The organism is Microcella sp. (assembly GCF_040286215.1).
Classification (GTDB): Bacteria; Actinomycetota; Actinomycetes; order Actinomycetales; family Microbacteriaceae; genus Microcella.
Genome location: NZ_JAVKCK010000013.1, coordinates 135,611 through 161,047, shown reverse-complemented (window position 1 = coordinate 161,047; position 25,437 = coordinate 135,611). Strand labels below are relative to the sequence as shown.

Annotated in this window: 24 protein-coding genes; 13 read left to right on the top strand and 11 right to left on the bottom strand. The window is 63.2% G+C overall.

Annotated features, from left to right (window positions below; translation table 11 throughout):
* Nucleotides 1–222: 222 nt before the first annotated feature.
* From RJQ01_RS07000 to RJQ01_RS06990, 3 genes are read right to left on the bottom strand one after another with little or no spacing between them, the layout of a single operon-like run.
* Nucleotides 223–2,091 carry a hypothetical protein gene (locus RJQ01_RS07000; RefSeq protein ID WP_350476013.1) on the bottom strand — a complete coding sequence of 623 codons (1,869 nt, stop codon included), beginning with the start codon at nt 2,089–2,091 and terminating at the stop codon, nt 223–225.
* Nucleotides 2,091–2,570: an ABC-three component system middle component 2 gene (locus RJQ01_RS06995; RefSeq protein ID WP_350476012.1), complete on the bottom strand. Its 480-nt coding sequence runs from the start codon at nt 2,568–2,570 to the stop codon at nt 2,091–2,093. Before RJQ01_RS06995 ends, RJQ01_RS07000 begins: the two co-directional genes overlap by 1 nt.
* Complete coding sequence (locus RJQ01_RS06990) at nt 2,563–3,675, bottom strand: ABC-three component system protein (RefSeq protein WP_350476011.1); 1,113 nt, start codon at nt 3,673–3,675, stop codon at nt 2,563–2,565. Before RJQ01_RS06990 ends, RJQ01_RS06995 begins: the two co-directional genes overlap by 8 nt.
* A 592-nt stretch (nt 3,676–4,267) precedes the next feature.
* Here RJQ01_RS06990 and RJQ01_RS06985 point away from each other — a divergent pair.
* Both RJQ01_RS06985 and RJQ01_RS06980 read left to right on the top strand, forming a co-directional pair.
* Nucleotides 4,268–4,909, top strand: a complete 642-nt coding sequence (locus RJQ01_RS06985) for a hypothetical protein (RefSeq protein WP_350476010.1) — start codon at nt 4,268–4,270, stop codon at nt 4,907–4,909.
* Nucleotides 4,849–5,631 (top strand): class I SAM-dependent methyltransferase, encoded by a 783-nt coding sequence (locus RJQ01_RS06980; RefSeq protein WP_350476009.1) that lies wholly within the window; start codon nt 4,849–4,851, stop codon nt 5,629–5,631. Before RJQ01_RS06985 ends, RJQ01_RS06980 begins: the two co-directional genes overlap by 61 nt.
* Nucleotides 5,632–5,647: 16 nt before the next feature.
* Here the strand turns inward: RJQ01_RS06980 and RJQ01_RS06975 are convergent, their stop codons facing one another.
* The 5 genes from RJQ01_RS06975 to RJQ01_RS06955 all read right to left on the bottom strand — a co-directional run bounded on the left by RJQ01_RS06975 (nt 5,648) and on the right by RJQ01_RS06955 (nt 10,109).
* On the bottom strand, nt 5,648–5,986 hold the full coding sequence (locus tag RJQ01_RS06975; RefSeq protein WP_350476075.1) for a transposase: 339 nt from the start codon (nt 5,984–5,986) through the stop codon (nt 5,648–5,650).
* A gap of 448 nt (nt 5,987–6,434) precedes the next feature.
* Nucleotides 6,435–7,331, bottom strand: coding sequence for an MBL fold metallo-hydrolase (locus tag RJQ01_RS06970; protein ID WP_350476008.1), 897 nt, complete (start codon nt 7,329–7,331; stop codon nt 6,435–6,437).
* Between the two features lie 2 nt (nt 7,332–7,333).
* Entirely contained in the window at nt 7,334–8,536 is a 1,203-nt protein-coding gene (locus tag RJQ01_RS06965) for a mandelate racemase/muconate lactonizing enzyme family protein (protein ID WP_350476007.1), read from the bottom strand.
* Nucleotides 8,533–9,297, bottom strand: coding sequence for an SDR family NAD(P)-dependent oxidoreductase (locus RJQ01_RS06960; RefSeq protein ID WP_350476006.1), 765 nt, complete (start codon nt 9,295–9,297; stop codon nt 8,533–8,535). The genes RJQ01_RS06965 and RJQ01_RS06960 overlap by 4 nt, the downstream gene beginning before the upstream one ends.
* The gene (locus RJQ01_RS06955) at nt 9,294–10,109 is read right to left on the bottom strand and encodes an SDR family NAD(P)-dependent oxidoreductase (protein WP_350476005.1); all 816 of its coding nucleotides are present in this window, start codon (nt 10,107–10,109) and stop codon (nt 9,294–9,296) included. The genes RJQ01_RS06960 and RJQ01_RS06955 overlap by 4 nt, the downstream gene beginning before the upstream one ends.
* Before the next feature lie 163 nt (nt 10,110–10,272).
* Here RJQ01_RS06955 and RJQ01_RS06950 point away from each other — a divergent pair, with 163 nt between their 5' ends.
* The 9 genes from RJQ01_RS06950 (at nt 10,273) to RJQ01_RS06910 (ending at nt 18,063) form a co-directional block, all read left to right on the top strand.
* The gene (locus RJQ01_RS06950) at nt 10,273–10,902 is read left to right on the top strand and encodes a GntR family transcriptional regulator (RefSeq protein ID WP_350476004.1); all 630 of its coding nucleotides are present in this window, start codon (nt 10,273–10,275) and stop codon (nt 10,900–10,902) included.
* An 83-nt stretch (nt 10,903–10,985) separates the two neighbouring features.
* Nucleotides 10,986–11,975 carry a sugar ABC transporter substrate-binding protein gene (locus tag RJQ01_RS06945; protein ID WP_350476003.1) on the top strand — a complete coding sequence of 330 codons (990 nt, stop codon included), beginning with the start codon at nt 10,986–10,988 and terminating at the stop codon, nt 11,973–11,975.
* Nucleotides 11,976–12,015: 40 nt separating this feature from the next.
* Nucleotides 12,016–12,825: an ATP-binding cassette domain-containing protein gene (locus RJQ01_RS06940; protein WP_350476002.1), complete on the top strand. Its 810-nt coding sequence runs from the start codon at nt 12,016–12,018 to the stop codon at nt 12,823–12,825.
* Nucleotides 12,822–13,880, top strand: coding sequence for an ABC transporter permease (locus RJQ01_RS06935; RefSeq protein ID WP_350476001.1), 1,059 nt, complete (start codon nt 12,822–12,824; stop codon nt 13,878–13,880). Before RJQ01_RS06940 ends, RJQ01_RS06935 begins: the two co-directional genes overlap by 4 nt.
* Before the next feature lie 284 nt (nt 13,881–14,164).
* Nucleotides 14,165–14,812 (top strand): RraA family protein, encoded by a 648-nt coding sequence (locus RJQ01_RS06930; protein ID WP_350476000.1) that lies wholly within the window; start codon nt 14,165–14,167, stop codon nt 14,810–14,812.
* A complete protein-coding gene (locus tag RJQ01_RS06925) occupies nt 14,809–15,477 on the top strand; it encodes a bifunctional 4-hydroxy-2-oxoglutarate aldolase/2-dehydro-3-deoxy-phosphogluconate aldolase (protein ID WP_350475999.1) in 669 nt (222 codons plus the stop codon). The genes RJQ01_RS06930 and RJQ01_RS06925 overlap by 4 nt, the downstream gene beginning before the upstream one ends.
* Nucleotides 15,474–16,448, top strand: a complete 975-nt coding sequence (locus tag RJQ01_RS06920) for a sugar kinase (protein WP_350475998.1) — start codon at nt 15,474–15,476, stop codon at nt 16,446–16,448. Before RJQ01_RS06925 ends, RJQ01_RS06920 begins: the two co-directional genes overlap by 4 nt.
* A gap of 521 nt (nt 16,449–16,969) precedes the next feature.
* A complete protein-coding gene (locus tag RJQ01_RS06915; protein ID WP_350475997.1) occupies nt 16,970–17,611 on the top strand; it encodes a hypothetical protein in 642 nt (213 codons plus the stop codon).
* A 32-nt stretch (nt 17,612–17,643) separates the two neighbouring features.
* Nucleotides 17,644–18,063 carry a hypothetical protein gene (locus RJQ01_RS06910; RefSeq protein WP_350475996.1) on the top strand — a complete coding sequence of 140 codons (420 nt, stop codon included), beginning with the start codon at nt 17,644–17,646 and terminating at the stop codon, nt 18,061–18,063.
* 19 nt (nt 18,064–18,082) lie between these two features.
* Here RJQ01_RS06910 and RJQ01_RS06905 read toward each other — a convergent pair whose 3' ends face one another.
* Nucleotides 18,083–18,844, bottom strand: coding sequence for a maleylpyruvate isomerase N-terminal domain-containing protein (locus tag RJQ01_RS06905; RefSeq protein ID WP_350475995.1), 762 nt, complete (start codon nt 18,842–18,844; stop codon nt 18,083–18,085).
* A 69-nt stretch (nt 18,845–18,913) separates the two neighbouring features.
* Between RJQ01_RS06905 and RJQ01_RS06900 the strand changes: the two genes are divergently transcribed.
* Complete coding sequence (locus tag RJQ01_RS06900) at nt 18,914–19,879, top strand: acyl-CoA thioesterase (protein WP_350475994.1); 966 nt, start codon at nt 18,914–18,916, stop codon at nt 19,877–19,879.
* 101 nt (nt 19,880–19,980) lie between these two features.
* Here the strand turns inward: RJQ01_RS06900 and RJQ01_RS06895 are convergent, their stop codons facing one another.
* The gene (locus RJQ01_RS06895; protein ID WP_350475993.1) at nt 19,981–20,808 is read right to left on the bottom strand and encodes an aldose epimerase family protein; all 828 of its coding nucleotides are present in this window, start codon (nt 20,806–20,808) and stop codon (nt 19,981–19,983) included.
* 142 nt (nt 20,809–20,950) lie between these two features.
* Here RJQ01_RS06895 and RJQ01_RS06890 point away from each other — a divergent pair, with 142 nt between their 5' ends.
* Nucleotides 20,951–21,346: a VOC family protein gene (locus tag RJQ01_RS06890; RefSeq protein WP_350475992.1), complete on the top strand. Its 396-nt coding sequence runs from the start codon at nt 20,951–20,953 to the stop codon at nt 21,344–21,346.
* 40 nt (nt 21,347–21,386) lie between these two features.
* On the opposite strand, the gene hrpA is transcribed toward RJQ01_RS06890, so the two are convergent.
* Nucleotides 21,387–25,328: an ATP-dependent RNA helicase HrpA gene (hrpA, locus tag RJQ01_RS06885; RefSeq protein ID WP_502885240.1), complete on the bottom strand. Its 3,942-nt coding sequence runs from the start codon at nt 25,326–25,328 to the stop codon at nt 21,387–21,389.
* Nucleotides 25,329–25,437: the final 109 nt, after the last annotated feature.

Below are 25,437 nucleotides of genomic sequence, written 5' to 3'. Positions count from 1 at the left end.
TCGCATCAGGGAGCTCGTGCGGGAGCTGGTGTGCGCTTCTAACTAGGCCGCCGAAGGGGGCTCCGACGCGATGCCATTGACCAGCTGGTTCGCAAAGCCGCCAGTCTAGAGGTCTGGAACATTAGTCGCTTTTGTATTCCCTTCGCGCCGGGCTGGTGTTGAGTGTCTTGAGTCCCATCGTTTGTGAGACGCCCAGTGCGTAGGACGGTATGCGGCCTAGCTTCATAACGCCAACGTGTCGGCTGGCCTGTCGTCAGCCACGGCGGGCATGAAGCCGTACCGTCCGACATCGATGCGCTTCGTGAAGCGGATGTCGAGCGCGTCGGGTCCGAGGGGGTCTAGTGGATCGGTGTTCTCCATGACGATCACCTGACCGTCAAAGTTGTCCTGGATGTCGCGGTAGAAGGCCCGGACAACACCCTCTGGCGGCTCGTCGGAAGCCTCTGCGGGCTGGTCCGGCGGTCGGTAGGTAACGAGAGGCGAGTCGAGCACGACGAATCCGGGGTGCGGCAGGTCCCGGTCAAAGCAATATTGGGCGAGTGCGAGTGTAAAGGCGGCGTGCAGGACCGCACGTACCCCCTTGCCGTGCGCCGACCGCCGCTGGTCGCCAGCGATGATGTCGAGTTCGTTTCTGTCGTAACGAACGGATTCCGCTGACGGGTAGTCCCACTCTGTAAGGCGCTTAGAGATCTCGGCCGAGAACTCTCGCACAGCGGTGAGACTGAGCCCCGCAACCGCTGTTGCCACTTCCGCTTCGGTCTCGTCGGCGATCCGGCGAATCATGTCCTCGAAGGTCTTGACCTGCGCATAGAGGCCCAGGTGCTTCTCGATCTCGCTGCGCTTGGCAAGAAGATCGCGGAAGTTCCCCTTTTCTGGGTTCATCTTCGCGTCTAGCTTCTCGATGCTCTTCTGGAGCGCCGAGACGTCTTGATGGGATGTCGCGATCGATTTGCGAAGGACCTCGGTCCGCGCGTCCAGACTCTCCATTGTCACGCGGAGGTCATCGAGAAGGCCTTGGGTTTTCCGAGTCTCGGAATCTACGGAGACGCCAAAGCTGGTCGTGTCTCCTTCACAGTCCCGATTGAGATGCTGGTTGGCCGGTTCCGCACCACAGAACACACAGGTCCCGCTTCGGAAATATCCGAGTAGGTTCCCGGCCTCCGCGATCATCTCAAGGCGCGCCAAGTCGCTCTCATATTGCTTCTGTAAGAGGGTGAAGCGCTGTCGGAGGGCCGCCGCATCCGAATACTCTGATCGCTGGGCGTAGTCTCTCGATTGAAGCTCGTTGTGCTCCCGGAGAAGTTGACCTCGCTGTTCTGCGAGCCTCCCAATCGTCGTGCTGTGCTGGTCAATTGTGCGGTTGAGCTTGCCTAGCTGCGTCTCGAGCTCGGTCGGCTCTGCGATGTCTTGGAGCTGCGATTCAAGTTGACTGAGCATTCGTTCGACAACTTCCTGCCGAGCACCGCGCAGCCGTTTCTGATCTTGCGCCGACGGAACCGCTGTCAATGCGGAGTCGTCTTCGCCCGCAAGGAGGAGCTTGAGGACCGAGACCTCCTTGGTCTTGTTGACCGGGTTACCGCTAAGGCCGGGGGCCTCTTCAGCCTGCATCTCAGTCTCACCGATGAGGCATAGGCGGGTCAGGTCGCGGAAGCTGAGCATGTGGGTCTCGTTCCGGGCATTCTTCCTCACCTGCTTTTCGTCGAGGCCGACTTGGTCGAGGAGGAATCTGGAGACGTTCTTCGTGCTTGCTGCGCTGTGCTTCGCAGCGAGCGTCTCGTCCGGAGGAGTCGAAGGCTCGACACGGATGTCGGCTCGGTAGAGGGAGATTCCACCGCCGCCCACTGCTCGTGCAAGCGTGATGTGTTCGCCAGTGGGCAGCTCAAGGCCGAGCAGGACACGGCTGTAGCCCTCCCGCTCCGGAATCTCTTTGAGTTCCTTGGCGCCGAGGACGAAGTCGATCGCGTCAACGATGAACGACTTTCCCGTGTCCGAGGGGCCGTGGACAACGGTGACGTGTGGACTGAAGTCAACCGATGCCGGGGCAGCATTCGTGCCAGTGAACGTCAGGTGCGAAAGCGTGAGCCGTCCCATCAGATATCGTTCCCGCTTTCGTGCTGGATGAGCTCGAACTCCTCGGGCCAGTGCGAGGAGATCTCCCTCATGCGCTCTCGCAGTCGCGCATCATCAACGGCGCCGAGTTCTTGAACGACCCATTGCGCACGGTCGTGTAGTGCGTGGGCGTAATCGCTTTCGAGCAGCTTCAAGAAGCTCTCGGAACTTTCGTTGGCCCAGAACTCGATTCCGGTGTCCTCCGCCGACATCTCGGCGAGCCCGGCCCGGATCATGACGTGGAGACCGTCTTCGATGTGCTGTCTCTTCACCCCGAGTTCACCGATTCGTACCGGGATGGGCGGGTGGAGGCTCTCGGGGCCGTCGAGGTCCGCACTGTGCAGCAGTCCGTGGTCGAGCAGCACCAATCGGTTGATATCAAGATGCGCCGGGAAGGCTTCGACGAGAATCATCAAAACCCGCATGCCCACTTCGAGAGGGCTGTTTAGGGGGCTACTCATTAGCGTCCACCCAAGTCAGTTTCTCGGCGTTGGCAAGCTGGTGGCAGATGCCTTGACGATCCTTGAGGTTCGACATCGAGATGAGCGTGTGGGCACCCAAGTCGAGTTGACCCGACTGAGTCAGGACTGCTCGGAGTCGGTGGAGGCCGCTGGGATGGTCCGCCTCCGCCGTATCGATTACGCCGGTGTGAAGGTCGTCTTGAAGCAGCTCGTATGTACCGTCGGGCACAGCGTCCCTCGCGTACAGGCGGAGTGCTTCGGCGGAATAAAAGGCCTCGCGTTGTCTTTGGAGGTGCGGGCCGTACTTGGCGTGTGTGGTGACCGAATCGGCATCGAAGCACGATGCGGGGTCCTGCTCGTTGTAGACGTCCACGAGCTTCTTTACATAAGTCGCTTCGACCGGCGAGGGGGTCTCCGGCGCTTGTCCAACGGGCGGCCGTGCAGGTAGAGATGCTCCGAACCTGGCGGCGTGATACGGAGTTTTGCGATGTACGTCAAGCATCTCGTTTAATTCGAGCGACTGGAAGATCGAGAAGTCCAACGACTCGGCGAGATCACGAATGGACCGCAGCGTTTGCTCGTCGTACAGTCGCGTAGCGGCGCCTCCAGCATCGAGCAGTTCGAGGAACTTCTTTCGAAGCTCCGTAGGCTGACTCAGCAGACGATTGAGCGAGGGACCGCACCCCCGCGGCGCGACGAACACATATCGGTCCGGAAGACAATAGAAGGCATCCACTACGCCATGCAAGATCTTCAACATTTCAGGGAACGCGTCCGACAGAGTGAGCGATCCGTCGTAATGCTTGGCCTGGAAGCAGTCCCATGCGTCTTCGAGGCCACGGTCAGTCTTGAACGCGGCGACGTCCACTCCTCGGTCTCCAGACCCTCCAAGCTGCTTGATCTGTCGATATGAAACGGCAACCCCGGTTGCCCACTCGGTGATCAATACTTCCCACTCGTCCGGCGAATAGAAGTAGATTCGGTGAGCCGGCGGTACGGGCGATCCAGGGAGTGCTGGCGCTGGAGAACCCACAGCAACTGGGACAGGAAAGTTGATCAGCTCGGGTGCTCTGCTGCTTGCGTTCGATTGGTTCGCCACGGGCATGCGGGCACCTCCTCGTCCCTGTGTGGTCTCGGCCTAATCCTATGAGATGACGATGCCTCGCACTGTGATCGTCCAGCGTCGGGTCGAGCGAAACTCGACTCGACGCTCGGTCCCCGAGTCAGACGATGGCGCGTCACCATGGCCTGATCCCGGTATCTCGGCTCGCGCGGGACGGGCGGTGTGGATAAACGGCGAGCGTTGGATCATCGCCAGTTAGCCTCCTGCGAATAGACGATCTCGAGGACATCGGCGTACCGAACTGTCCGAGGTGCTTGACAGGGCTTTCCCTTCAGGAAAGCCCTGCGGCGTGGTGCTGTTTGGACTGCGGATTCACCCGGCTCAGTTGAATCGTTTCCTACCCGCACTTCGTGGAATGAAGTCGCTAGCGATATGCGCTGCGTTGACATCTCCGTGTAGACGGAGGCTCACGCGTCGTGAGCGTCCACATCTACGTGGAGGAGTGCTTCGATGGCTCGCAGGCGGGGTTCGATTGTCGGTGACATGCAGTTGTCTTTCGACCTGTGGGGGCTCGAGGACTCAGTCCCCGACGACGTAACGCCGGCACTTGCTGAAGATGAGGAGAGGAATCTCAATGAGCGATCAGTTCAGCCCGGACCCGCAGCGGGTGCGGCAGGTAGAGATCGACCTGAACCGTCGAACGGCCTCGGCCGACGACCCGTATCTGAAGCGGATGGGGCTATTCACGAACGACCGGATGGTGGCGAACGAGATCGCGTACGCGGAGCAGACAGCGGAGTACTCCGAACTTGGGTATTGGACCACGAGAGCGGAGCGCAATTACTTTCTGACCGCGAGGCCAACCGCGGTGGAGGCGTTCCAGCTGCTGTACCGGCACGCAAGGAACGCGCCGATCCTGTCGAGCCCGATAGCGCTGGAGCTGTTGGAGTACGTGGAGGATTCGGAGCAGATGGACGAGCTGGCATTCTCCAGCGAGTACCGGTCGCTGACCGTGTTCTGGATGTCGAAGGAGCAGGAGCAGTCGCTTCGGAAGGCGCCGGAGGTGGAGCTGGCGCTGGCGAAGGTACTGGTGCCGGTGGCGAAAGCGCAGGGGCTTCGCTGGCCGATGAATTCGATGCAGTTGCGCGTGTTGTGGCGGATGCTCCGACTGTGCGAGGACGAGCGCGCGTTCAGTTGGGAGTATCTGCAGGACGTGTGCTCCAGCAGCTGGTTCTTGAGTCTCGAGCGCCGACCGAAGAAGAGCGGCGTCTTCTAGCCCGTTGGCCGGGGTGGGGCGCCACCCCGGAACTGTTCGACGAGGACGATGCCCGCTACGCCGACGAGCGCGCGCAGCTGAAGGCGCTGTGGACTGAAGGGGAGTGGGCGGCAGCACGCCGCACGGTGTTGAACTCCCACTACACCTCCCGCGACTTCGCCCACGGCATCTGGGAAGCGCTCGCTGAGAGCGGCTTCACCACCGGTGAGGTGCTGGAGCCCGGAAGCGGCTCGGGCAACTTCATCGGTACGGCACCTTCTGGCGTGCAGATGGTGGGTGTGGAGGTGGACCCGACGACGGCCCGCATCAGCCAGCTGGTGTATCCGCAAGCGCAGATCCGCATCGAGTCCTTCGCCGACACGCAACTGACTGGCGACGGGTTCGACGCGGTGGTCGGCAACGTGCCGTTCTCCAACGCGACCCTTTACGACCCGGCGTACAACGCCGAGAAGCTGTCGATGCACAACCACTTCACCGTGAAGTCGTTGGCCATGACCAAGCCTGGCGGCATCGTCGCGGTGCTCTCTAGCCGCTTCACGTTGGACTCGAAAGACGACACGGCGCGGCTGCGGATGGCGGAGCTCGGTGAGTTCCTCGGCGCTGTGCGTCTGCCTGCCGGCGCTCATGATGACGTCGCCGGCACCGATGCGGTCACCGATCTGGTGATGTTCCGCCGGCACCTGCCGGGAGAGAACACGGTCAAGTCCCCGGAAGTGGTGTAACGGCTGATCCGTCGCTTTAGGCGCTGGGCGCGGTGACGGTTTCGGCGACCACCTCCTGTTCCACGACCGGGAGCACGTTCTCCTTCGCGAAATACGATGCCGCACGCTTTAGGATCTCGTTTTCCATCTCCAGCCGTCGGATCTCGCGCCGCAGCTGCGTCAGCTCATTCCGATCGGCAGTCGATTCCTCTGGCCGCTCTGTATCGTCGACACTGGCCTGCCGCACCCAGTTCGCGATCGCGGTAGACGACACACCAAGTTGCTTCGCGAGCACCTCCATCGACACCCCGCCGGAGCGATACAGCGCGAAATCGCGCTCTCTGAACTCGCGGGGATATGCGTTGTTCTTCGCAATCAGGACTCCAATCCACGGGCCTCAGCCCGACGTTGGGACTCCACGGAACCCGGGACAGGTCAGTCGTCACCCCGGTGGAGGAGAACGGCTTCTTTCCGGTGTTCGCTTGAGGGAACGCGAACGTCTTTTCCTATTCCGAATCCGAGGACGGGTTCGCGTCGAACGCCGACGGGCGGGGCGAGGGCCGCCCAAGTTGGGCTCATATCCGGAGGGGGTGGGGTCTACACTCTCCTCTTCACCGCGTCTGACATTGCGAATCCCGATCTCGTGGAGTCCCACTGGCAAGCCGGCTCTGGCTACGTCGAACGATGCCAGGCTCGAGCGGTTTCTCGTCTGTTCGGAGCCGCTGTCCCCGTGCGGTCGATGTCAACCTCAAGGCGCCTACTCGGCGCTCTTGAGGTGTTGCTGACGCTGATCGTTCCTTCCCGAGAAGAAGCGCCGTGGAACTCTAGAGCGCGTTGCGATAGAGATAGTTGGGGTCCGACAGAAGCTCGCCTTCCGCAGACACGAGGGCCCCGTCACCAACTCGTGGCCGGATGATGTGGGGAGTCGCGGACTGCATGGCTCGAGTGAACCGATCACGAGCTTCCCGATCGATGTTCTGCTCAAACATGTCATCGTGCATAGGGAAGACCAGATGCGCGCCCGAGTCCCGGGCCAATTCAGCTGCCTCTTCCGCATTCATGTTCCCCGCAAAACCCATCTCTGCCCGGTCTGCATCGCGACCGTTTATCGGAAGGCACACTACAGTCGGTTGAATCTGTCGCAACCGCTCTCCAAGCTCATGGTCAGCGCGGGCGTCACCCACGTGTGCGACCGAGATGCCGCCTTGACGTATCGCGTACCCCTGGTATCGGTGTCCGAGTTTCGGATCGACCTCGTATTCTTCGTGCGGAACTCCGAACGCCTCGATCTCTACTCCTCCGATTTCGAAGCGTTCGTCCCCGTTTGTTCCAACGACGCGGCTCTCAGGCCAATCAAGTTGAGCAGCCAGGGGTGTGACGCTGGCTGGCGTGACAAGAATGGAGCGTGGAGAAGCGGACTGGAGGGTCCGAAGAGTCGGTACGTCGAAGTGGTCGGGATGTTCGTGGGTTGAAATCACTATGTCAATCGCTTCAAGCTCCGCGGGATCAAGAGGAGCCCTTGTCATCCGACGATGATCGAAAGGTCTCGGAACAATAGCCTCGCAATGGTTTGACAGGTAGAGGTCAACTGCGACAACCGCTCTCGCGAATCGGATGACCATGCCGGACTGCCCGAGAGGCCATATGCCGGCTGTTCCCTCCGGGACTGACCTGAGGATTGCGCTCACCAGGGACGATCCTGTCTTGGTCGGCTCGATCATCTTTACATCCCTTCGTCGACTCCGCCGGCCCACGGGTCACCGGTGGTCCAACCTGCGGCAACCGTAGTACTCGGTGAGAGCTCGGTGCGCCGCCGTATACATCGCTCGAGGAACCCTGGCAGCAACTCCACGCCCAATCCGGGGGCGTCGCTCATCGTTGCGAAACCGCCCTCGACCGTATGACCCCCAACGGCAATATCCGGATGGATACCCCGTTCGAATGAGCGAACAGTCTCGACAAGCGACACATTCGGAACGGAAAGCCCGATCGCGACAGACGCGGCGGCGGCGACCGGCCCGTGGCAGTTGTGTGGAGTCACTGGCAGCTCGAATACCTCGGCCATAGCCGCAACTTTCCGCATCTCGGAGATTCCTCCCGTCCAGGCGACGTCCTGATTGACAATGTCAAGCGCGCCCGCTTCGAGGAACGGGTGGATACCGAACCGCGTGAACACTCGCTCGCTTCCCGTGACTGGAACACTTGTCGCTTCGCGAAGCTGGCGCCATGCGTTTGGCGAGCGAGCCTGCATCAGGTCTTCTACCCACATTGGGCTGAACGGTTCTAGTGCGTGGGCGAGTTTTATCGACGTCGGGAGGTCCCAACCGGAGTGTCCTTCTACTGCGACGTCCATTCCGTCACCTAGGACGTTCTTGATATCGGAAACTGTGGACACACCCGTCGCGAGATCCTGCGGGGCAATCCAATGGCCCCCAGACCCTACAGAATATGCATCGAAAGGCCAAACCTTCATGGCGCTGTAGCCCTCATCCGACAACTCCCGGGCAAGGTCAGCGGGTCGCTCTAGGAATCCCTCTCGATCGGGCCAGGACCCGAAACCCACGCAAGTGTTATAGACCCGGACTCGATCCCGGACCTTGCCGCCGAGAAGGGTAGCAATAGGTAAGTCTACGGATCTTGCCAAAGCGTCCCAGAGGGCGATATCGATAGCAGAAAGCGCTCGCGTCTCGGCGCCGGCGTACCCGGTGTACCCGATGGAGGAAAATGCTTCGCTCCAGAACAATTCAGGCGAGAGTTCGCGTCCAAGCAGGAGAGAGGCGAATCGTTCATGCACGGCCTGCTCGACGGCCAGAGGTTTTGGCATCGTTTCGCCGAGGCCCTGGACACCCGTGTCGGTTTCGACCCTCACCCAGAGGAACTCTCTATGAACCGGGTCCCGAAGTGTTTCGACTGCTACGACAATCACGACGTCCTCCTCATGACGCCAGCACCCGATACGAGTGATGCGCCTCCATCAGCAACCAACGTGGCGCCGGTTATGTATGAGGCTGCGTCCGACAGAAGAAACCCGATTGCGGAGGCAACCTCGTCTGATCTCTGTAGCCGGCCTAGAGGAACGGCCGACGCCGCTCGGGCGGCGTATTCGGGATCGGCCAGAGCCTCGTCGCCCGCCATACCCTCACCCAAGATACCGGGGGATACTGTATTGACCCGAATTCCGTAGGCCGCCAACTCCAAAGCAGCTGAACGCGCGAGTTGATCCAGTGCAGCCTTGGATGCAGAGTACGCAGCGGTTTTCGGCCAAGGCCGCCCACCAACCCACGACGACACAAAGACTATCGAACCGGACACGTCTCGCCTGATGAGTGAAGTTGACAACGCCGTTGACAAACGAAAGTTGGCAAGCAAATTGACGCGCAGGATTTCTTCGAAGCTCTCGGCGGTCTGCTCCACAAAGAAAGCGGTTGGGCCGATACCCGCCACGCCGACGAAGGCAGTGCAGTCGGGCACGCCTTGAATCAGATCGTCCACCGTTTGCTGGTGCGTTATGTCCCCCGAGACTATCGTCGCTCCGGGCAATTCGGCGGCGGCGGCTTCAATAGGTGCCGGCCACGCGACATCGATCAAGGTTGTGCGCCAACCCTGCGCCGCCAAGAAGCGACTCGTGGCTAGGCCAATTGCGCCAGCTGCGCCCGTGACGATTGCTCGTCCTCTTTCGGTGGTCATTTGCCATCTCCCTTAGTTTGTCCGTCAAGATCCCGCATCCGATACCTGACTAGGTTTCGCGAATATGCACCGTCAATGACCAAGGTGGATCCGCTGATGTAGCTCGCGGCCTGCGAAGACAGAAATACCGCCGCCCCACCCACGTCAAGCGGGGTCCCGATTCGCCCAAGCGGTATCGCCTGATCAAAGTACTGCCGACCGACGCCTTCCAATACGGCCCTATTCATGGGCGTCTCAATGACGCCGGGGGCAATCGCATTGACTCGGATCCCATCCGGAGCCAAGTCGACAGACAGGCTTTCTGTGAGCGAACGGAGTCCAGCTTTGGTTGCGGCGTAGGCGCTGTTCTCTGCGTAGGGAACAGAGTCGTGAATCGACGTGATATTCAGCACAGAAGCGCGCGACGAAGCACGAAGCTGCGGGAGGAGATGGCGGGTAAGCACTGCTGGCGCGACAAGATTGACCGACAGCATTCGAGCGAAAAGATCCGCTTCCACGCTTTCGATGCCAACCCCAAGGTGAAGCCCCGCGCAATTGACTACTATGTCGACTCGCTCGACCTCGGCCGCGACCTGCGCACCAAAGGCTTCGAGCTCAGTGGAATCGCTCAGATCCGCGATCCATGCCGAGCTTTCGGTGACTAGTCCCAACATGGCTGGGTTGACACCGTGCACGTGAACCGTCGCCCCTGCAAGGCGGAGTGCGGTGGTTATGGCTGAGCCGATACCCCCATCACCGCCCGTCACGATCGCAACTAAGCCCTCGAGCGGGGCGCCCTCGTTTGCCTGCCTGTCGGTCAGTGAACGCGCCACTTCCTACTCCGATCCGAAATAGCTAGAGATAACGAATTTCGATTTTCGCAATCTACATGCTAGCGTACCGAACGTCGGGTGAGAGTGAGCGCATTGAGGTGAGGATCTCGTGAGAGTAAGAGACGCAGGAAGCGGCCAACAAATACACCCACGCTTGTCGGACGTGATCTATGAGAAGATCGCCGCGCAGATAGCCTCCGGTGAGCTCGCGCCAGGTCAGCGGATCATTGAGCCCGACGTGGCCGCGCAGTTCGGGGTAAGCCTGGCGCCCGTGAGGGAAGCATTTCGTCAGCTCGGCCACGCGGGCATGGTACTTAAGATGCCGCGGCGCGGGACTTTCGTTGCGACGATCGATGAAGCGGGCGCTCGGCGGGCGTACCTGGTGCGCGCGGCTCTAGAACGGGTCGCCGCGCAAGAGTTCTGCTCCCATGCAGACGAGCATGACGTCCGCACTCTGCGCCAAATTCTTGATGACATGGTCGACGCAGCGAACGTCGATGATCTGAGCCGGTTTATTGAACGAGACATTGAGTTTCATCGGGCCGTCTGGGTGGCCTCCAAGAACGATCTGCTTGGCAGAATGTGGCCACTCGTCGAGGTCAGCATGAGGGGTCTAACTCTGATCTCTAACCGACTGTTCTTCGGCTCGTTGCAGGAAATCGCCGCCACACACGAGCCGCTCTATAGGGCCCTCGTGGAGCGCGACGCCGCAGAGGCGGCTGAGTTGTTTGAGCGACACACCGCCGAAGTCTGGGAGCGCATAGATTCCGACGAAGGTCGTGCCCTGGAATAGAGCGCGGCCCGCAAAAAGGATGTGGGCGCGAATCGCCGCCTGCGCACGAAGAAACACACACCATAACTGGCAAGGAGGCCACCATGAAAAAGCCGAAGATGATGATGATCGTCGCGACTAGTTTACTACTCGGCGTAGTGAGCGGATGCTCGTCGTCGGAGAACGTCGACGCTACGGATAGTGTTGACGCTACTGATGAGTTGAACATTTGGTATGTCAACCCACTGACGACCTACCCGGCATGGGCTGATTCCATGGCAAAATTCGAAGCAGCAGCGACCGACGGTGGTTATGAGGCGACCGGGGTTGGTACGACGACGATTGACACGCCCGGAGCGGTTTCGCTCATCGAACAGGCAATCACCGACGACGCCGACGGCATCATCTTCTGCAACATCGACCCCACCGCCTACCAGGGCACCATCGAAAAGGCGCAAGATGCCGGTATCGTGATGGTTACCATCGGCTGCGTGTCAGACGAGACTGACTATTCGATCGGTACGGACAATTCGGCTTTCGGGGCGACAGCAGCTCAGACAATTGCCGACGGGGCAGGCGAGAATGCCGTTGTCGCCATCATTAGCACTGACCAGACCACGCCCAACCAGGTGGAGCAGGTCGAATCCTTCAACGCCGAGATCGAGAGCAACTTCCCCGGGGTGCGCGTAGCGGCATGGGAGTCTTCCAATTCTGACTCTTCTGTCGCTGCGCAGAAGATCACCGCGTTGTTGTCTGCCAACCCCGACATCACGGCCATCTGGTGCGTGGAAGGGCAGTGCCCCGGTGGCGTCGAGAGCGGTCTCCGAGAAGCGGGGAAAGAGCCTGGCGACATCTACGTGCTTGGCATTGACACCGTTGAAACGACGATTGCCGCGCTTGAAGACGGCTGGATCAACGCGACCCTCAACCAGTGCTGGTTCGACGCGACGCCGCTCGCGGTGGAACTCATCAGGTCGGTTGTTGAGGGAGATCCGAACCCTCAGCAGTCCTGGGGTGTCGGAGTCGACGCGGTCACCAAGAGCGACCTGCCGTACGGCGGGTGCGCCGCAGACCTCGTCCCGACGTTGAACTAACTAAGGCTGCACCGACCGAACCCTGGCGAGCACACTGAACATGAAACCCCATGAGATGAACAACGTGACCAATGATCAAATAATGCCGAAGCCACCTCTGCTCGAGATCCGCGACGGGCGCAAGAGCTTCGGACATGTCGCGGCTCTCCGGGGCGTAAGTCTTCGTGCTCGCCAGGGGGAGGTCGTCGCCGTGGTCGGCGACAATGGCGCCGGTAAGTCAACGCTCGTGAAATCGTTGGCCGGCGTTCACACCCTGGACTCCGGTGAGATCCTCGTCAGCGGTCAGCCCGTTGATCACGCCGACCCTCGAGCTGCTCGCTCCTTGGGCATCTCAACCGTCTACCAGGACCTTGCGTTGGTCGAGACGTTGGACATCGCGGCGAATATGTTCCTCGGGAGACCGATTCGTAAATGGGGCGTCTTGGCCAACCGGCGCCAGATGATCCGGGAGGCCGCCGAAAGCCTTCGAAACCTGAACGTTCGCGTACCGAGCGTTCACGTTGCTGTCGGGGAGCTATCAGGAGGCCAGCGACAGGGAGTGGCAATCGCGCGGGCGGTGCGAGAGAAGAATCCCATCATCCTGATGGACGAGCCCACCGCCGCACTTGGGGTCCGCGAAACAGCGCAGATCGGAGAAATCATCAATTCTCTTCGAATGCAGGGCAATTGTGTAATTCTAGTGTGCCACGATCTTGAATTCGTCTTTAACTTCGCTGACTCGATCCACGTGCTTCGGTTGGGCCGAACACAGGGCGTTCGCGCAACACACGAAACCAATAGGGAAGAAATTGTTTCCTTGATCACGGGCGCAATTGATGATGATGAAGAGATGGGGCGGAAAGAAAAGTGAATAGCAATCAGAGCGCGGCCGCCAGGAAAAAACCAGCTCCCACCGGAGTTGCGCTTGCGCAAGTCGATCTAACGTGGGCCCGCCGTCTGATGCTGAGTCCAGCACTTGCCCTCAGCGTTGTCATCGTCGTATTTGTACTCTTCGGCGCGACGCAAACACCCATGTTCCTTAACGGACAAACCTGGATAAACATCTTGCGAGACGCCGCATTCCTTGCGATGGCAGCATCTTTCGCAACGATTGTCTTGGTGAGCGGTGGGCTCGACTTGTCAGTGGGTTCGGTTCTAGTTGCCGGTGCGATGACTGCGGCTGCAATCGCCGACGCGGGATTTTCTCCCTTCACGGCATTCCTGGCCGGCACGCTCGTTGGAGCCACAGTAGGTTTTATCAACGGCATGCTCATTAATCAATTCCTCATACCTCCTATCATCGTTACTCTAGGGGCGCTCTTCGCGGTTCGAGCAGTTGTCGTGGCCTCCACAGGCGCGAGCCCAATCGGCCCGCTACCGGATGAATTCGACGTGCTCGGCCAAGCATCGTTCATGGGAATACCGCTGCCAATCATTGTTGCGATCGTGGTGGTTGGAATAGCCCACTTTCTGCTTAACTCAACGAACTACGGCTGGTCAGTTCGAGCGATCGGAGGCAACCGAGAGGCAGCCAGGAGCGCTGGGATTGCCGTTAAGCAGTTGTCGGTCTCTGTATATGTCTTGAGCGGGGCTTCCGCCGCGTTCACAGGGGCTCTTATCGCATCCAGACTCGGTTCGGGCTCACCGACGCTCGGTCAGGGGTTTGAGTTGCAGGTGATTGCGGCTGCGATTATTGGTGGAACCAGCATCTCAGGGTCAATCGGAACGGTCGTGGGAGCTGCGCTCGGAGCGCTCTTGCTGAGTGTGCTATCCAACGGTCTGGTTCTCCTGCGGTTCGATCCGACCCTCCAGAACTTCATCATCGGCCTGGTTCTCGTCGCTGCTGCTGGCCTCGATATTTTCCGAAGGCAACAGATGTTCCGTATTTCCGCACGACGGGCAGCCTCCAGTGTCCGAACTGGTTGAGCTCCAATATTGGCTTCGAAGTCGACCTGGGCCAGGCGCGCAGATCGCAGAACGATGAAGAGGGAGTCTTCGGTGAGGCTTGATCATTCTTTGCCAAGCAGTGCCTTTCGACAGCGGCGGCTGAAGTGGCTAGCTCGAGCCCATGTGGCTGAGGTCGGACTGCTCACATGCAGGCAGTGCGCCTGCGCCGGGAGTAAGTCACGAGACTTCGCGACCGCCCCGTATTCCATCTGCAGTCGACGTTCTGGAGCCGCCATATGACAGCCACAACCCCACTCAGGTCCATGATCGATCTGAGCGAAGTGCGCGAGAAGCTCACCTCTCCGTTGCTTTCTGACACCCTTGACGGCTTCGGTTTCACACGGCAATGCCTGGACACGGGGCTGGCTGCTTTGACCATGGGCACCGTAATGGCCGGGTGGGCGTTTCCTGTGCGCATTGAACGGGTATACGCGGTCCCGACCGAGCCGTTCCGGGGGCTCCTGACTGCCCTCGATGCCATTGGGTTCGACGAGGTCTTCATCACACCAACTCACCGTGCACGCGACATCGCGGTTTGGGGTGAATTGCTCACCTCTGCTGCTATCGCGCGGGGGGCGGCAGGAGCCCTCACCGACGGCTTGATCCGCGACACGGCGGCGATCCGTGCCCTCAGCTTCCCTGTCTTCTCAGCGGGAACGATTCCGCTTGATAGCAAGGGCCGGCACGAAGTCGTCGAGCATGGAGTGCCGGTCGTCATTGACGGCATACCTATCGAACCGGGGGACCTAGTATTCGCCGATGGCGACGGCGTCGTCATCGTTCCTCAAGCGGTGGCACGCGATGTCATCCGCGAGGCACTCAAAAAACGAAACACAGAGAGACAGTTCCTCGAATCCGTCGCCGACGGGATGCTCACCACTGACGCTTACAAAAAGTTCGGCGTTCTGTGACCGACACCGTGGACGGCCGGAGTGGCGCGCTTCTTCCGGCCGCGCTCTACGACACCGGTGTGGTGGCCGTACTCCGAGCAGACAGTCTGCAACGCTGCGAAGCTGCGGTCGGAGCGCTCATCGAGCAGGGAATAGTTTGCATTGAACTGACAATGACCATTCCGGGAATCATTGACGAGATCGGGGCATTTATCCGCCGGTTTGGCAACGTCGCGCAAATCGGAGTCGGTACGGTCACAAGTGCGCGGGACCTCGACCACTTGGCTTCCGCGGGAGCAAAGTTCGTCGTAACCCCCGTTGTTGCCCCTGACGTCATCGCGGCTGCGTTGGCAAGGGATCTTCCAGTAATTGCGGGAGCGCTGACGCCGACGGAAGTGTTTGCGAACTGGCAATCGGGTGCCTCGGCGGTGAAGGTGTTCCCTGCCGCTAGCGTGGGCGCCACCTACCTTGAGCACCTAAGGGGGCCCTTCCCGGACTTGCCACTGGTTCCCTCAGGTGGTCTTTCCCTCGAATCGGTTGCCGAGTGGGTAAGGTCAGGTTCAATCGCGGTGAGCCTCGGAGGTCCCCTGCTGGGCGACGCACTCGACGGGGGTGACCTGTCACAACTACGAGATCGCGCCCGACAGACGCTCATCGCCGTCGCAACCGCCCGAGCGTCGCGATGAGCGTCTCCGCGTCGGTCGAGGGGGCAGCCGGCCTGCTCACCTTTGGCGAATCCATGGGGCTTGTTTCCAGCGAGGGCTTCGGGCACTTCGCGCACGCTCCACGTGCTCGAATTGGTTTCGGCGGTGCAGAGAGCAATGTTGCAATCGGCATGCGCCGACTCGGGATACCAGCTACCTGGGCCAGCCGATTGGGAGACGACCCTTTCGGTGAGCTAATCCGCCGGGAATTGCGTGCCGAAGCAGTCGAGACCCTCATTACTACAGACACAAACAGGCCGACAGGAATCATGGTGAAAGAGCGAACATCCACTTCACGAACGCGCGTGATGTACTACCGATCTGGTAGCGCGGCATCCGCGCTCACCGAGGCGGATCTTCCGCAGGACCGGCTTTCGGAGTTCGAAGTGCTGCATTTGACCGGAATCACCGCGGCGCTCGGGAACGAACCCCGGAACGCTGTACTCGTTGCTGCTCGCGAGGCCCGGAGCCTCGGAGTGCGCGTTTCCTTCGACTTGAACTATCGTGCCGGGCTGTGGGGGCCGCTTGCGGCTGCTGATTTCTATCGCACAATGCTCCCGCTCGTCGACGTTGTCTTTGCTGGCGAGGACGAAGCAGGTTTGCTTTTTCCGAACGTGATGGAACCGGGTGAGCTTGCTACTCGGCTTATGGATTGCGGCGCGGCCGAAGCTGTCGTCAAGCGAGGAGAACGCGGAGCCTGGGCAAAGAGCGGAGACGATGAAGAACATGCTCCTGCACGACCGGCGCGAGTAGTTGATTCGGTTGGCGCCGGTGACTCGTTCGTGGCGGGGTACCTGGCCGAGCTACTTCGCGGCACGGATCTCTCAGGGCGTCTACGAGTAGCGACCACGGCGGGATCTCTCACTTGCGAAACGCTGGGCGACTGGGAAGGAGCGCCCACAAGCGCCGAGGTGGACCGGGCCCATGCGCTCGTTGATCCAGTGCAACGCTAGAAACAACGTCGAGGATGAAACTCAACCTCACTATCTTACCGCCAAAGTGAGACTCAGATCGGCTGGTAAACGGTGCCCAACTGGATCGCGAGGCGAATAAATCAACGCACGACTAGTGAATTCGCCGGGACAGCCGGGCGTGAGAAACGAACTAGTGACAAGTTGACCTGGAATCTAATCCGTGGGGCAGGTCAGTTCAGGGCGTCACCAACCCCTGTATCGGACCCGGCCACGGTGCATGGGCGTGCAATGGGTGCCGCTTCGATCGGATCAGCCGATTGTTCGTGCTGTCGCACCGGGCGTTGACTATGTCGCGGTGTGCGCCATGGCTTGCATCTCCGTGTAGACGGAGGCTCGCACGCGGCGAGCCTCCACATCTACGTGGAGGAGTGCTTTGATGGCTCGCAGGCGGGCTTCGAATGTCGGTGACATGCAGTTGTCTTTCGACCTGTGGGGGCTCGAGGACTCAACACCCGACGACGTAACGCTGGCGTCCGCGGGCGACGAGGAGAGGAATGTCGATGAGCGATCAGTTCAGTCCGGACCCACAGCGGGTGCGACAGGTGGAGATCGACCTGAACCGCCGAACGGTGTCGGCCCACGATCCTTATCTGAAGCGGATGGGGTTGTTCACGAACGACCGGATGGTGGCGAACGAGATCGCGTACGCGGAGCAGACGGAGGCATACTCCGAACTTGGGTACTGGACCACGAAAGCGGAGCGCAACTACTTTCTGACCGCGAGGCCGACCGCGTTGGAGGCGTTCCAGCTGCTGTACCGGCACGCAAGGAACGCGCCGATCCTGTCGAGCCAGCTGGCTCTGGAGATTCTGGAGTACGTGGAGGACTCGGAGCAGACGGAAGCGCTGAACGACTGGAGAGAGTACAGAACGCTCGCCTTGTTCTGGATGTCGCCCGAGCAGGAGACTTCGTTGCGGAAAGCACCGGAGCTTCAGCAGGCGCTGGCGAAGGTGTTGGTGCCGGTAGCGGCAGCGCAGGGGCTTCTGTGGCCGATGAATCCGATGCAGTTGCGCGTGCTGTGGCGGATGCTCCGACTGTGCGAGGACGAGCGCGCGTTCAGTTGGGAGTGTCTGCAGGACGTGTGCTCCAGCAGCTGGTTCTTGAGTCTCGAGCGCCGACCGAAGAAGAGCGGCGTCTTCTAGCCCGCTGGCCGGGGTGGGGTGCCACCCCGGAATTGTTCGACGAGGACGATGCCCGCTACGCCGACGAGCGCGCACAGTTGAAGGCACTGTGGACCGACGTGGAGTGGGCCGCAGCACGCCGCACCGTGCTGACCGCCCATTACACCTCCCGCGACTTCGCCCACGGCATCTGGGAAGCCCTCGCAGAGAGCGGCTTCACCACCGGTGAAGTGCTGGAGCCCGGAAGCGGCTCGGGCAACTTCATCGGCACCGCTCCCGCTGGCGTGCAGATGGTGGGTGTGGAGGTGGAACCGACTACGGCGCGCGTCAGCCAGTTGATGTATCCGCAGGCACAGATTCGCACCGAGTCGTTCGCGGCGACCGACCGCGACCCGTTCGCGGGGCCCGCGGAGAGCATCCACGCCACGCGCTGCGTTGGCACCTGGGTGGCCGGGCGTCGCGTCTACGGCTGAGGGCCAGCGCGTGCGGTGGTCAGGGATGGATGGGGGAATCCTGAAGGGCCCGCACCAGTTCACGGTCTCCTGTGACGGCGAAGCGATCGGGCTCGTCGAGAGCGCTCGCGCGCTCCCACAGCAGGAGCAGAAGCGCCGCGGCCGAACCCTTGATGGCGGCATCGGCACTGCCTGCATCGGCGCCGTCGGACTGCACCGAGCCGTCACTTGTGACGCTCCAATCGGTGCCGAGGAGCCAGGAGCGCTCGAGGTCGGTCGCCGTGAGGCGCACGCTGCCAGGGAGCGGCACCAGGGTGGGGCGGCTGCGCGCGAGGAAGACGGCGAGGAACTCGTCGATGCCGTCATCTGCTGTGGCCGCGTCGAGTTCGGGTGCGATCGCGAAGGGCTCACCGGGCGCGGTGCGCACGTCGAGCACGTGCTTGAGGGTTTCCAGCACCATGCGGCGTCGCCAGAACGCGGTCGAGCCGGTGCCGCCGCCGAGGATCCAACACTCGCGGTCGTCGCCGCGGAGCGCGTCGAGCAGGGTGCTGCGAGCATCCGCCAACACCGTCACCATGTCGGCGTCGTCGAGCACGACCTCTGAGGGCGATGCCGGGGCGCCGGTGCGCACGATCGTCGTGACCCAGCCGTAGACAGCGGCCACGTGACCGGCGATCGTGCCCACGGTCGGCCACGCCGACGAGTGCACAGCCTCTATGGCGTGGCGTCGACTGACCTCGTCGATCAGCACGGCCGATAGCGTCTCGATCCGCTGTGTGAGTGTGCGGTCACGATCACCCATACGGGGAGCCTAGCCGCCTGCCGCTCGGGCGCCGGGTTCGGTGGGTGGTGTAATCGTGGGATGGAGTCCATGGCTGATCGCATCACGTTGCAGTTCTTCGCAGAACCCAAAGATGCGGCCGTCGGCGGCGCGACCGTGGCCGCGGGCAGCGTGCTCGAGTGGATCGACAAGGCCGGCTACGCGTGCGCGGTCGGCTGGAGCGCCTCCTACTGCGTGACCGCCTACGTCGGCAACGTGCACTTCACGCGCCCGATCGCGCCGGGCGACCTCGTGCAGGCGCACGCGCGCATCGTGTACACGGGGCGCACGAGCATGCAGGTGCTCGTCGTGATGGAGTCGGCGAGCCCGCGAACTCGCGAGTTTTCGATCGCGACCCACTGCATTCTGGTCTTTGTGGCGGTCGACGCCGACGGGGCTGCGCGACCGGTCGCACCGTGGCAGCCGGGCTCCGACGACGACCGGGTGCTGCAGGCGAGTGCCGAGCAGCGCATTCTCGTGCGCCGGGAGATTCGGGAGGCCATGCTCGCGCAGACCTACACCGAGGCGGGCACGGCGCCGCGCACCACGTTCCGCTTTCTCGCCTCGCCGTCGGTTGCCAACTGGGGTGGCAAGGCCCACGGTGGCACGGTCATGCGCTGGGTCGACGAGGCCGCCTTCGCGTGCGCGGCCGGCTGGTCGAGCGAGAACGCCGTCGCCGTCTATTCGGGCGGCATCCAGTTCGCGCAGCCGATCGCGATTGGTGATCTGGTCGAGGTGGATGCCCGGCTCATCCACACCGGAGCTCGCGCGATGCACATCGCCGTGCGCGTGCGTGCGGGCTCACCGCGTCACCCGCACGACCTGGCGCTCGCCACGACGTGCATGACGGTGTTCGTGGACCGCTCGGTAGGGGGTCGTGCCGTGCCCGTGTTGTCGCTGTCTCTGGTCAGCGATGAAGATCGACGGCTGGATGAGCACGCGCGCGATCTCGTGGCGTTGCGGCGCAAGCCCACGCCTGTCCCGCTGGAGATCCTCGACGCAGGACTGGGCCGTTAGTCAGACGGTGCGGGCGCCGATGAGCCAACTCATGGTGTTCTTCTGGCCCGGCTCGAGTTCGATGAGATCGACGCCGGAGTTGAAAGCGTCGGGAGGGCACGTCATGGGCTCGACGGCGAGGCCGGGCGGTCGCGATGCGGCTCCGGCCGGTCAGCTGTGTGGATCTGCACCCAGCGCAGCACTCCGCCATCCCACCGCACGTAAGTCTGCGCACCCTCGGTGTTCGTCAGGGACACTTCGCAGGAGCCGTCCGTTTCGAGGCGCAGTGCCGTGTAGGCGTGGTCGATGAACTGTTGCCCGACCACGCGCGGCTGTCGAAAGTCCAGCGCTCCACTGTCGTGCACGCCGACGTCGACGAGCTCGCGGGGCATGAGCCGCTCCGCATCCACCTCGAGCACCGCATCGGCGGGGATGCTGAGCGTCAGCGGGTCGATGCGCGGCGTTCCGCACACGATGTACGGATGCGCGGCCACACCGTAGGGCGCTATGCCCACCCCGACATTGGTCGCCGTGACGGTCGTCGTGAGTCCCTCGTCGTTGAGCGCGAAGCTCACCTTGAGGTTGATCGTGAACGGGTAACCGTCTTGCGCGGGGATGGTGGTCGTGAGAAGTGCCCGGTCGCTCGTCACCGAGACGATCGCGAAATCATGCCAGGTGGCGAGTCCGTGCAATGCATGGCCACGGGCCCGTTCGGTGAGGGGCAATTCGTAGGTCTCGCCGCGAAAGGTATAGGTGCCGTCGAGAATCCTGTTTGGCCAGGGGGCTATCACCGCTCCTCGGTAGAACGGCCGCAACTGGTCAAGGTCGAAAGAGTCGACGAGCTCGACACCGTCTCGACTGAGCGCGCGCAATGCGGCCCCAACGGTCACGAGCTCGGCGCGGTACGGACCGTGTTCGAGGGTGAGGGGCTGGCCATTCAGGCTAGACATGGGGCTCCAAAATCAACGATGGATGCGGGTTCAGGGTGGGGCGGTGACAACGGTGCTCGTGCGCTCCACCGCGAATCACCGGGGTCGCTCACCCCTGGCCTGCCGCGTGCGGCGGGAGTACCGTCGACATTGTGAAACGATCATGACGAGCAACGAGGAGCGAGCGATGGAATTAGGTGCGTTTTCGGTCAGCCTGGCGGTGAAAGACCTCACCGCCTCGAGAGAGTTCTACGAGAAGCTCGGCTTCGCCGCGGTCGGTGGTGAGGCAGACCAGGGTTGGCTCATCCTGCGCAACGGTACGACGACACTTGGCATCTTCCAGGGGATGTTCGAGGGAAATCTGCTGACGTTCAACCCCGGCTGGGACGCGGCGGGCAAGAACACCGACCCCTTCACCGACGTGCGGGTGTTGCAGGCTGGCCTGAAGGAGGCGGGCCTTGAGCTCGACGCCGAACCCGAGCCGGGCGGCGAGGGGCCGGCAAGCCTCATGCTGACCGATCCCGACGGCAACGCGATCCTGATCGATCAGCACCGCTGAGGTTGCGCGCGGCCTGCGATGACCGCAAGGCGCCGCCCATCTAGTGTCCCGATAGCGCCTTCCGGATGCGCTGCACCGAGACGGGCCCGCGCGCGCCGAGGGGTTGGGCGAAGAGGGAGAGGCGCAGCTCCTCGAGCATCCAGCGGGCGTCTCGGATGCGCGGCTCTGCGTCGGCGGTGAGCGGCAACGTGCCTCCGGCGGCGGTGTAGAGCTCGACTGCCTGCTGATGCTCGAGCATCCACGCGCGGTCCCGGCCGAGGTTGTCGGCGAGGCGTTCGACGCGGTGCACGATGCCCCGCAGGTACACGCTCAGCCGAGGCAGGAGCTCGAGCCCGGTGCGCCCGATGAAGCCGTCGACGACGAGCGCGTCGAGCTGCGATCGGGCGTCGGCGAGTGGCGCCATGAGCTGCAGGGAGCTGCTGCGCGAGATGAGCACATCGGCGTCGCGCGCGGACGCGAGCACGCCGGCTGCGGTCGAGACGACCGCAAAGAGGCGGTCGGGGAGGCCCTGGTTGACGTGGTCGCGCAGGGACTCGAAGGCCGCCCGGTCACGCGGCACCGTGGCCAGGGCGTCGAGCTCGGCGTCGATGACCGCGCGCAGCGCATCGTCGATGAGTGCCGCAGTGGAGCGGTAGGGCGAGGCACCGAGGCTGAGCTTCTCGGGCGCCGTGAGGTGCTCCTGGATGTACGACAGCGGGGACGGCACGCCGAGCTGCACGAGGCGCCGCACCCCGGCGCGGTGCGCTCGAGCCTGCTCCTCAGGGGTGGCGAGCACCCGCACTGCGACGGAGGCGCCCTCGTCGACGAGGGCGGGGTAGGCGCGAATGGTCGTCTCCCCGCGCCGGGCGTCGACGTGGGTCGGCAGGGCATCGATCGTCCACGACGTGAGCCCGCCGCGTTCGATCGGGCTCTTCACCGCCGCTGTGGCGACGCGCGCGACGGAGGTGCGCGTGCGCTCACGAAGCTTCGCCTGGAGGGCGCCCAGGTCGGTGCCGCGCGCGAGCCGCTTGCCGCGGTCGTCGACGACGGCGTACCCCATGCGCAGGTGGGTGGGCAGCCGCTCGAGGTCGAAGTCGGCGGGGTCGACCGGGGTGTAGGTCTGGCGTCGGATCTCGGTGGCGAGGAACTCGGTGATCGAGAGCTCGCGCAGGTCGGCCTCGGGCGGCACGGTGGCGAGGAGCTTCGTCGCCCAGTCGGCGGCGGGCACGACATTGCGGCGGATCGGTTTCGGCAGAGTCTTGAGCAGGGCGGTGACGAGCTCGTGCCGCAGCCCCGGCACGAGCCAGTCGAAGCCGGCCTCCTCGAGCCGCGGCAGCAGCGCGAGCGGCACGGTGACGGTCACGCCATCGTCGGCGGTGCCGGGTTCGAAGCGGTAGCCCACGTTCAACGTCTGGTCGCCGAGCGTGAGGCGGGTCGGGTAGGCGTCGGCGTCCGCCTCCGGGGGCGGCTCCTCCGCCTCGACGAGGTCGGCGCGGCTGAGCGTGAGCAGGTCGGGATGCTCGAGCCGGGCATCCCGCCACCACCGCTCGAAGCGGCGCACGTCGGTGACGTCTGCCGGAATGCGCGCCTCGAAGAAGTCGACGAGCTTCTCGTCGTCGAGCAGAATGTCGCGCCGGCGCTGGCGCTCCTCGAGCTTCTCCAGCTCGCGGCGCACCTGGGCGTTGGTGCGCAGGAAGGCGGTGAGGCGCTTGTCGTGCGCGCTCACGTCCCAGTCGCCCTCGACGAGCGCGTGCCGGATGAACAGCTCGCGAGCCTGCTCGGGGTCAATGCGCGCGAGCTGCGTACGGCGGCGCGGAATGATCGGCACGCCGTACAGCGTGACCTTCTCGTCGACGACGGCGGCGCCCTGGCGCTTCTCCCATCGCGGCTCGCTGTACTGCCGCTTGACCTGGTCGCCCGCGATCGGCTCTGCCCAGGCCGGGTCGATCGCGGCGACCGTGCGGGCGAAGAGGCGGCTCGTCTCGACGAGTTCGGCGGCCATGACGGCGTCGGGCTGCTTCTTGGCGAGGCCGGAACCGGGGAAGAGCACGAAGCGGCGCTGGCGGGCGCCGAGGTACTCGCGGCTCGGGCGCTGGCCCTTCGTTGGCGCGGCAGTGCCCGACTTGGTGGTGCGGTCGTCGCGCAGGCCGATGTGGGTGAGGAGTCCGCTCAGGATGGCCTTGTGGATGGCGTCGGCATCAACGCCGTCACCGTCGTGGCGATGCTGCTTCTGGCCACCGCGATTGTCGCGGAGGAGCCTGGTGACTTGCCTTTCGACATCGGCCCACTCGCGAATGCGCAGGTAGTTGAGGAACTCGCTGCGCACCTCCTTGCGGAACTGGTTGCCGCTGAGCTCCTGTTGCCGCTTCTGGAGGTGGTTCCACAGGTTGAGCAGGCTGAGGAAGTCGCTCGTCGGGTCGCGGAACCGGCTGTGCAGCTGGTCGGCCTGGGCACGCTTCTCGGCGGGCCGCTCTCGCGGGTCCTGGATGCTCAGCCCCGCGACGATCGCGATGACCTCGCGCGCGACCCCGTGCCTCTGCGCCTCGACGACCATGCGCGCATAGCGCGGGTCGAGCGGCAGCTGCGCGATCTGGCGTCCCACCTTCGTGACGCGCGGCTGGTCGCCGTGCGTCGTGATGGCGTTCAGTTCCAGCAGCAGGTCGAGCCCGTCCTTGATGCCGCGCTTGTCTGGGGGTTGCAGGAAGGGGAAGGAGGCGATGTCGCCGAGGCCGAGGGAGATCATCTGCAGGATGACGGCCGCGAGGTTGGTGCGCAGAATCTCGGGGTCGGTGTACTGGGGGCGCCGCTCGTAGTCTGCCTCGGAGTAGAGCCGGATCGCGATGCCGGGGCTCGTGCGCCCGGAGCGGCCAGAGCGCTGGTTGGCGCTCGCCTGCGAGATCGGCTCGATGGGCAGCTGCTGCACTTTGGACCGCACGGAGTACCGGCTGATGCGCGCCGTGCCGGAGTCGACGACGTAGCGGATGCCCGGCACGGTGAGGCTCGTCTCCGCGACGTTGGTGGCCAGAATGATCCGGCGCCGGATGCCCGGCGCGGGCCGCTCGAACACCCGGTGCTGCTCGGCCGCGCTCAGGCGGCCGTAGAGCGGCAGCACTTCGGTGGCGGCGCCGCGCGGCCCGGCGCTCGCGAGGTGCCCGCGCAGGGCATCCGTCGCATCGCGGATCTCGTTCTCGCCGCTGAAGAAGCAGAGCACGTCGCCGTCGCCCTCGCGGCCGAGCTCGTCAACCGCGGCGATCAGACCGTCGAGCATGTCGATCGCCTCACCCGGAGTGCTGGGGCCGTCGCTCTCATCGTCGTCGGGGTCGGTGAGGTTGTCGACGTCCGCGCCGTCGGGGACCAACGGTCGGTACCGGATCTCGACGGGGAACGTGCGGCCGCTCACCTCGATGATCGGGGCGGGCTGGCCCTGCGCATCCGCGAAGTGCGCGGCGAAGCTCTCGGGGTCGATCGTCGCGCTCGTGATGATGACCTTGAGCTCGGGGCGGCGGGGGAGGAGCTGCTTGAGGTAGCCGAGCAGGAAGTCGATCGTGAGGCTGCGCTCGTGCGCCTCGTCGATGATGATCGCGTCGTAGTTCGTGAGCTCGCGGTCGCCGCGGAGGGCCGCGAGGAGGATGCCGTCGGTCATGAGCGTGACGCGGGTGTCGCGGCCCACCTGGTCGGTGAAGCGCACCTTGTAGCCGACAAGGCCGCCGAGCTCGGTGCCGAGCTCCTCGGCGATCCGCTCGGCGACCGTGCGGGCGGCGATGCGCCTCGGCTGGGTGTGGGCGATCTTCTCGCGGCCCATCTCGAGCAGGATCTTGGGCAGCTGAGTGGTCTTGCCCGACCCGGTCTCGCCCGCGACGATGACGACCTGGTTCTCGCGGATCGCCTCGGCGATGTCGTCGCGCCGCTGCGACACCGGCAGGTCGGCAGGGTAGCTGATCTGCATCGTGCCGGTCGGCACGGTCGGGATGCGCGGCGTGGAGCCGCTCTCGGGCGCAGTCATGAGCCCTTCAGTCTACGGTCGCACGCCCCTCGCTCGGCTTTCCGTTCTGGCACTCATCGCCGCGTGCCGCTCCCTTGACATGCAAACGGGTTTGCAGTACAAAGTAGTC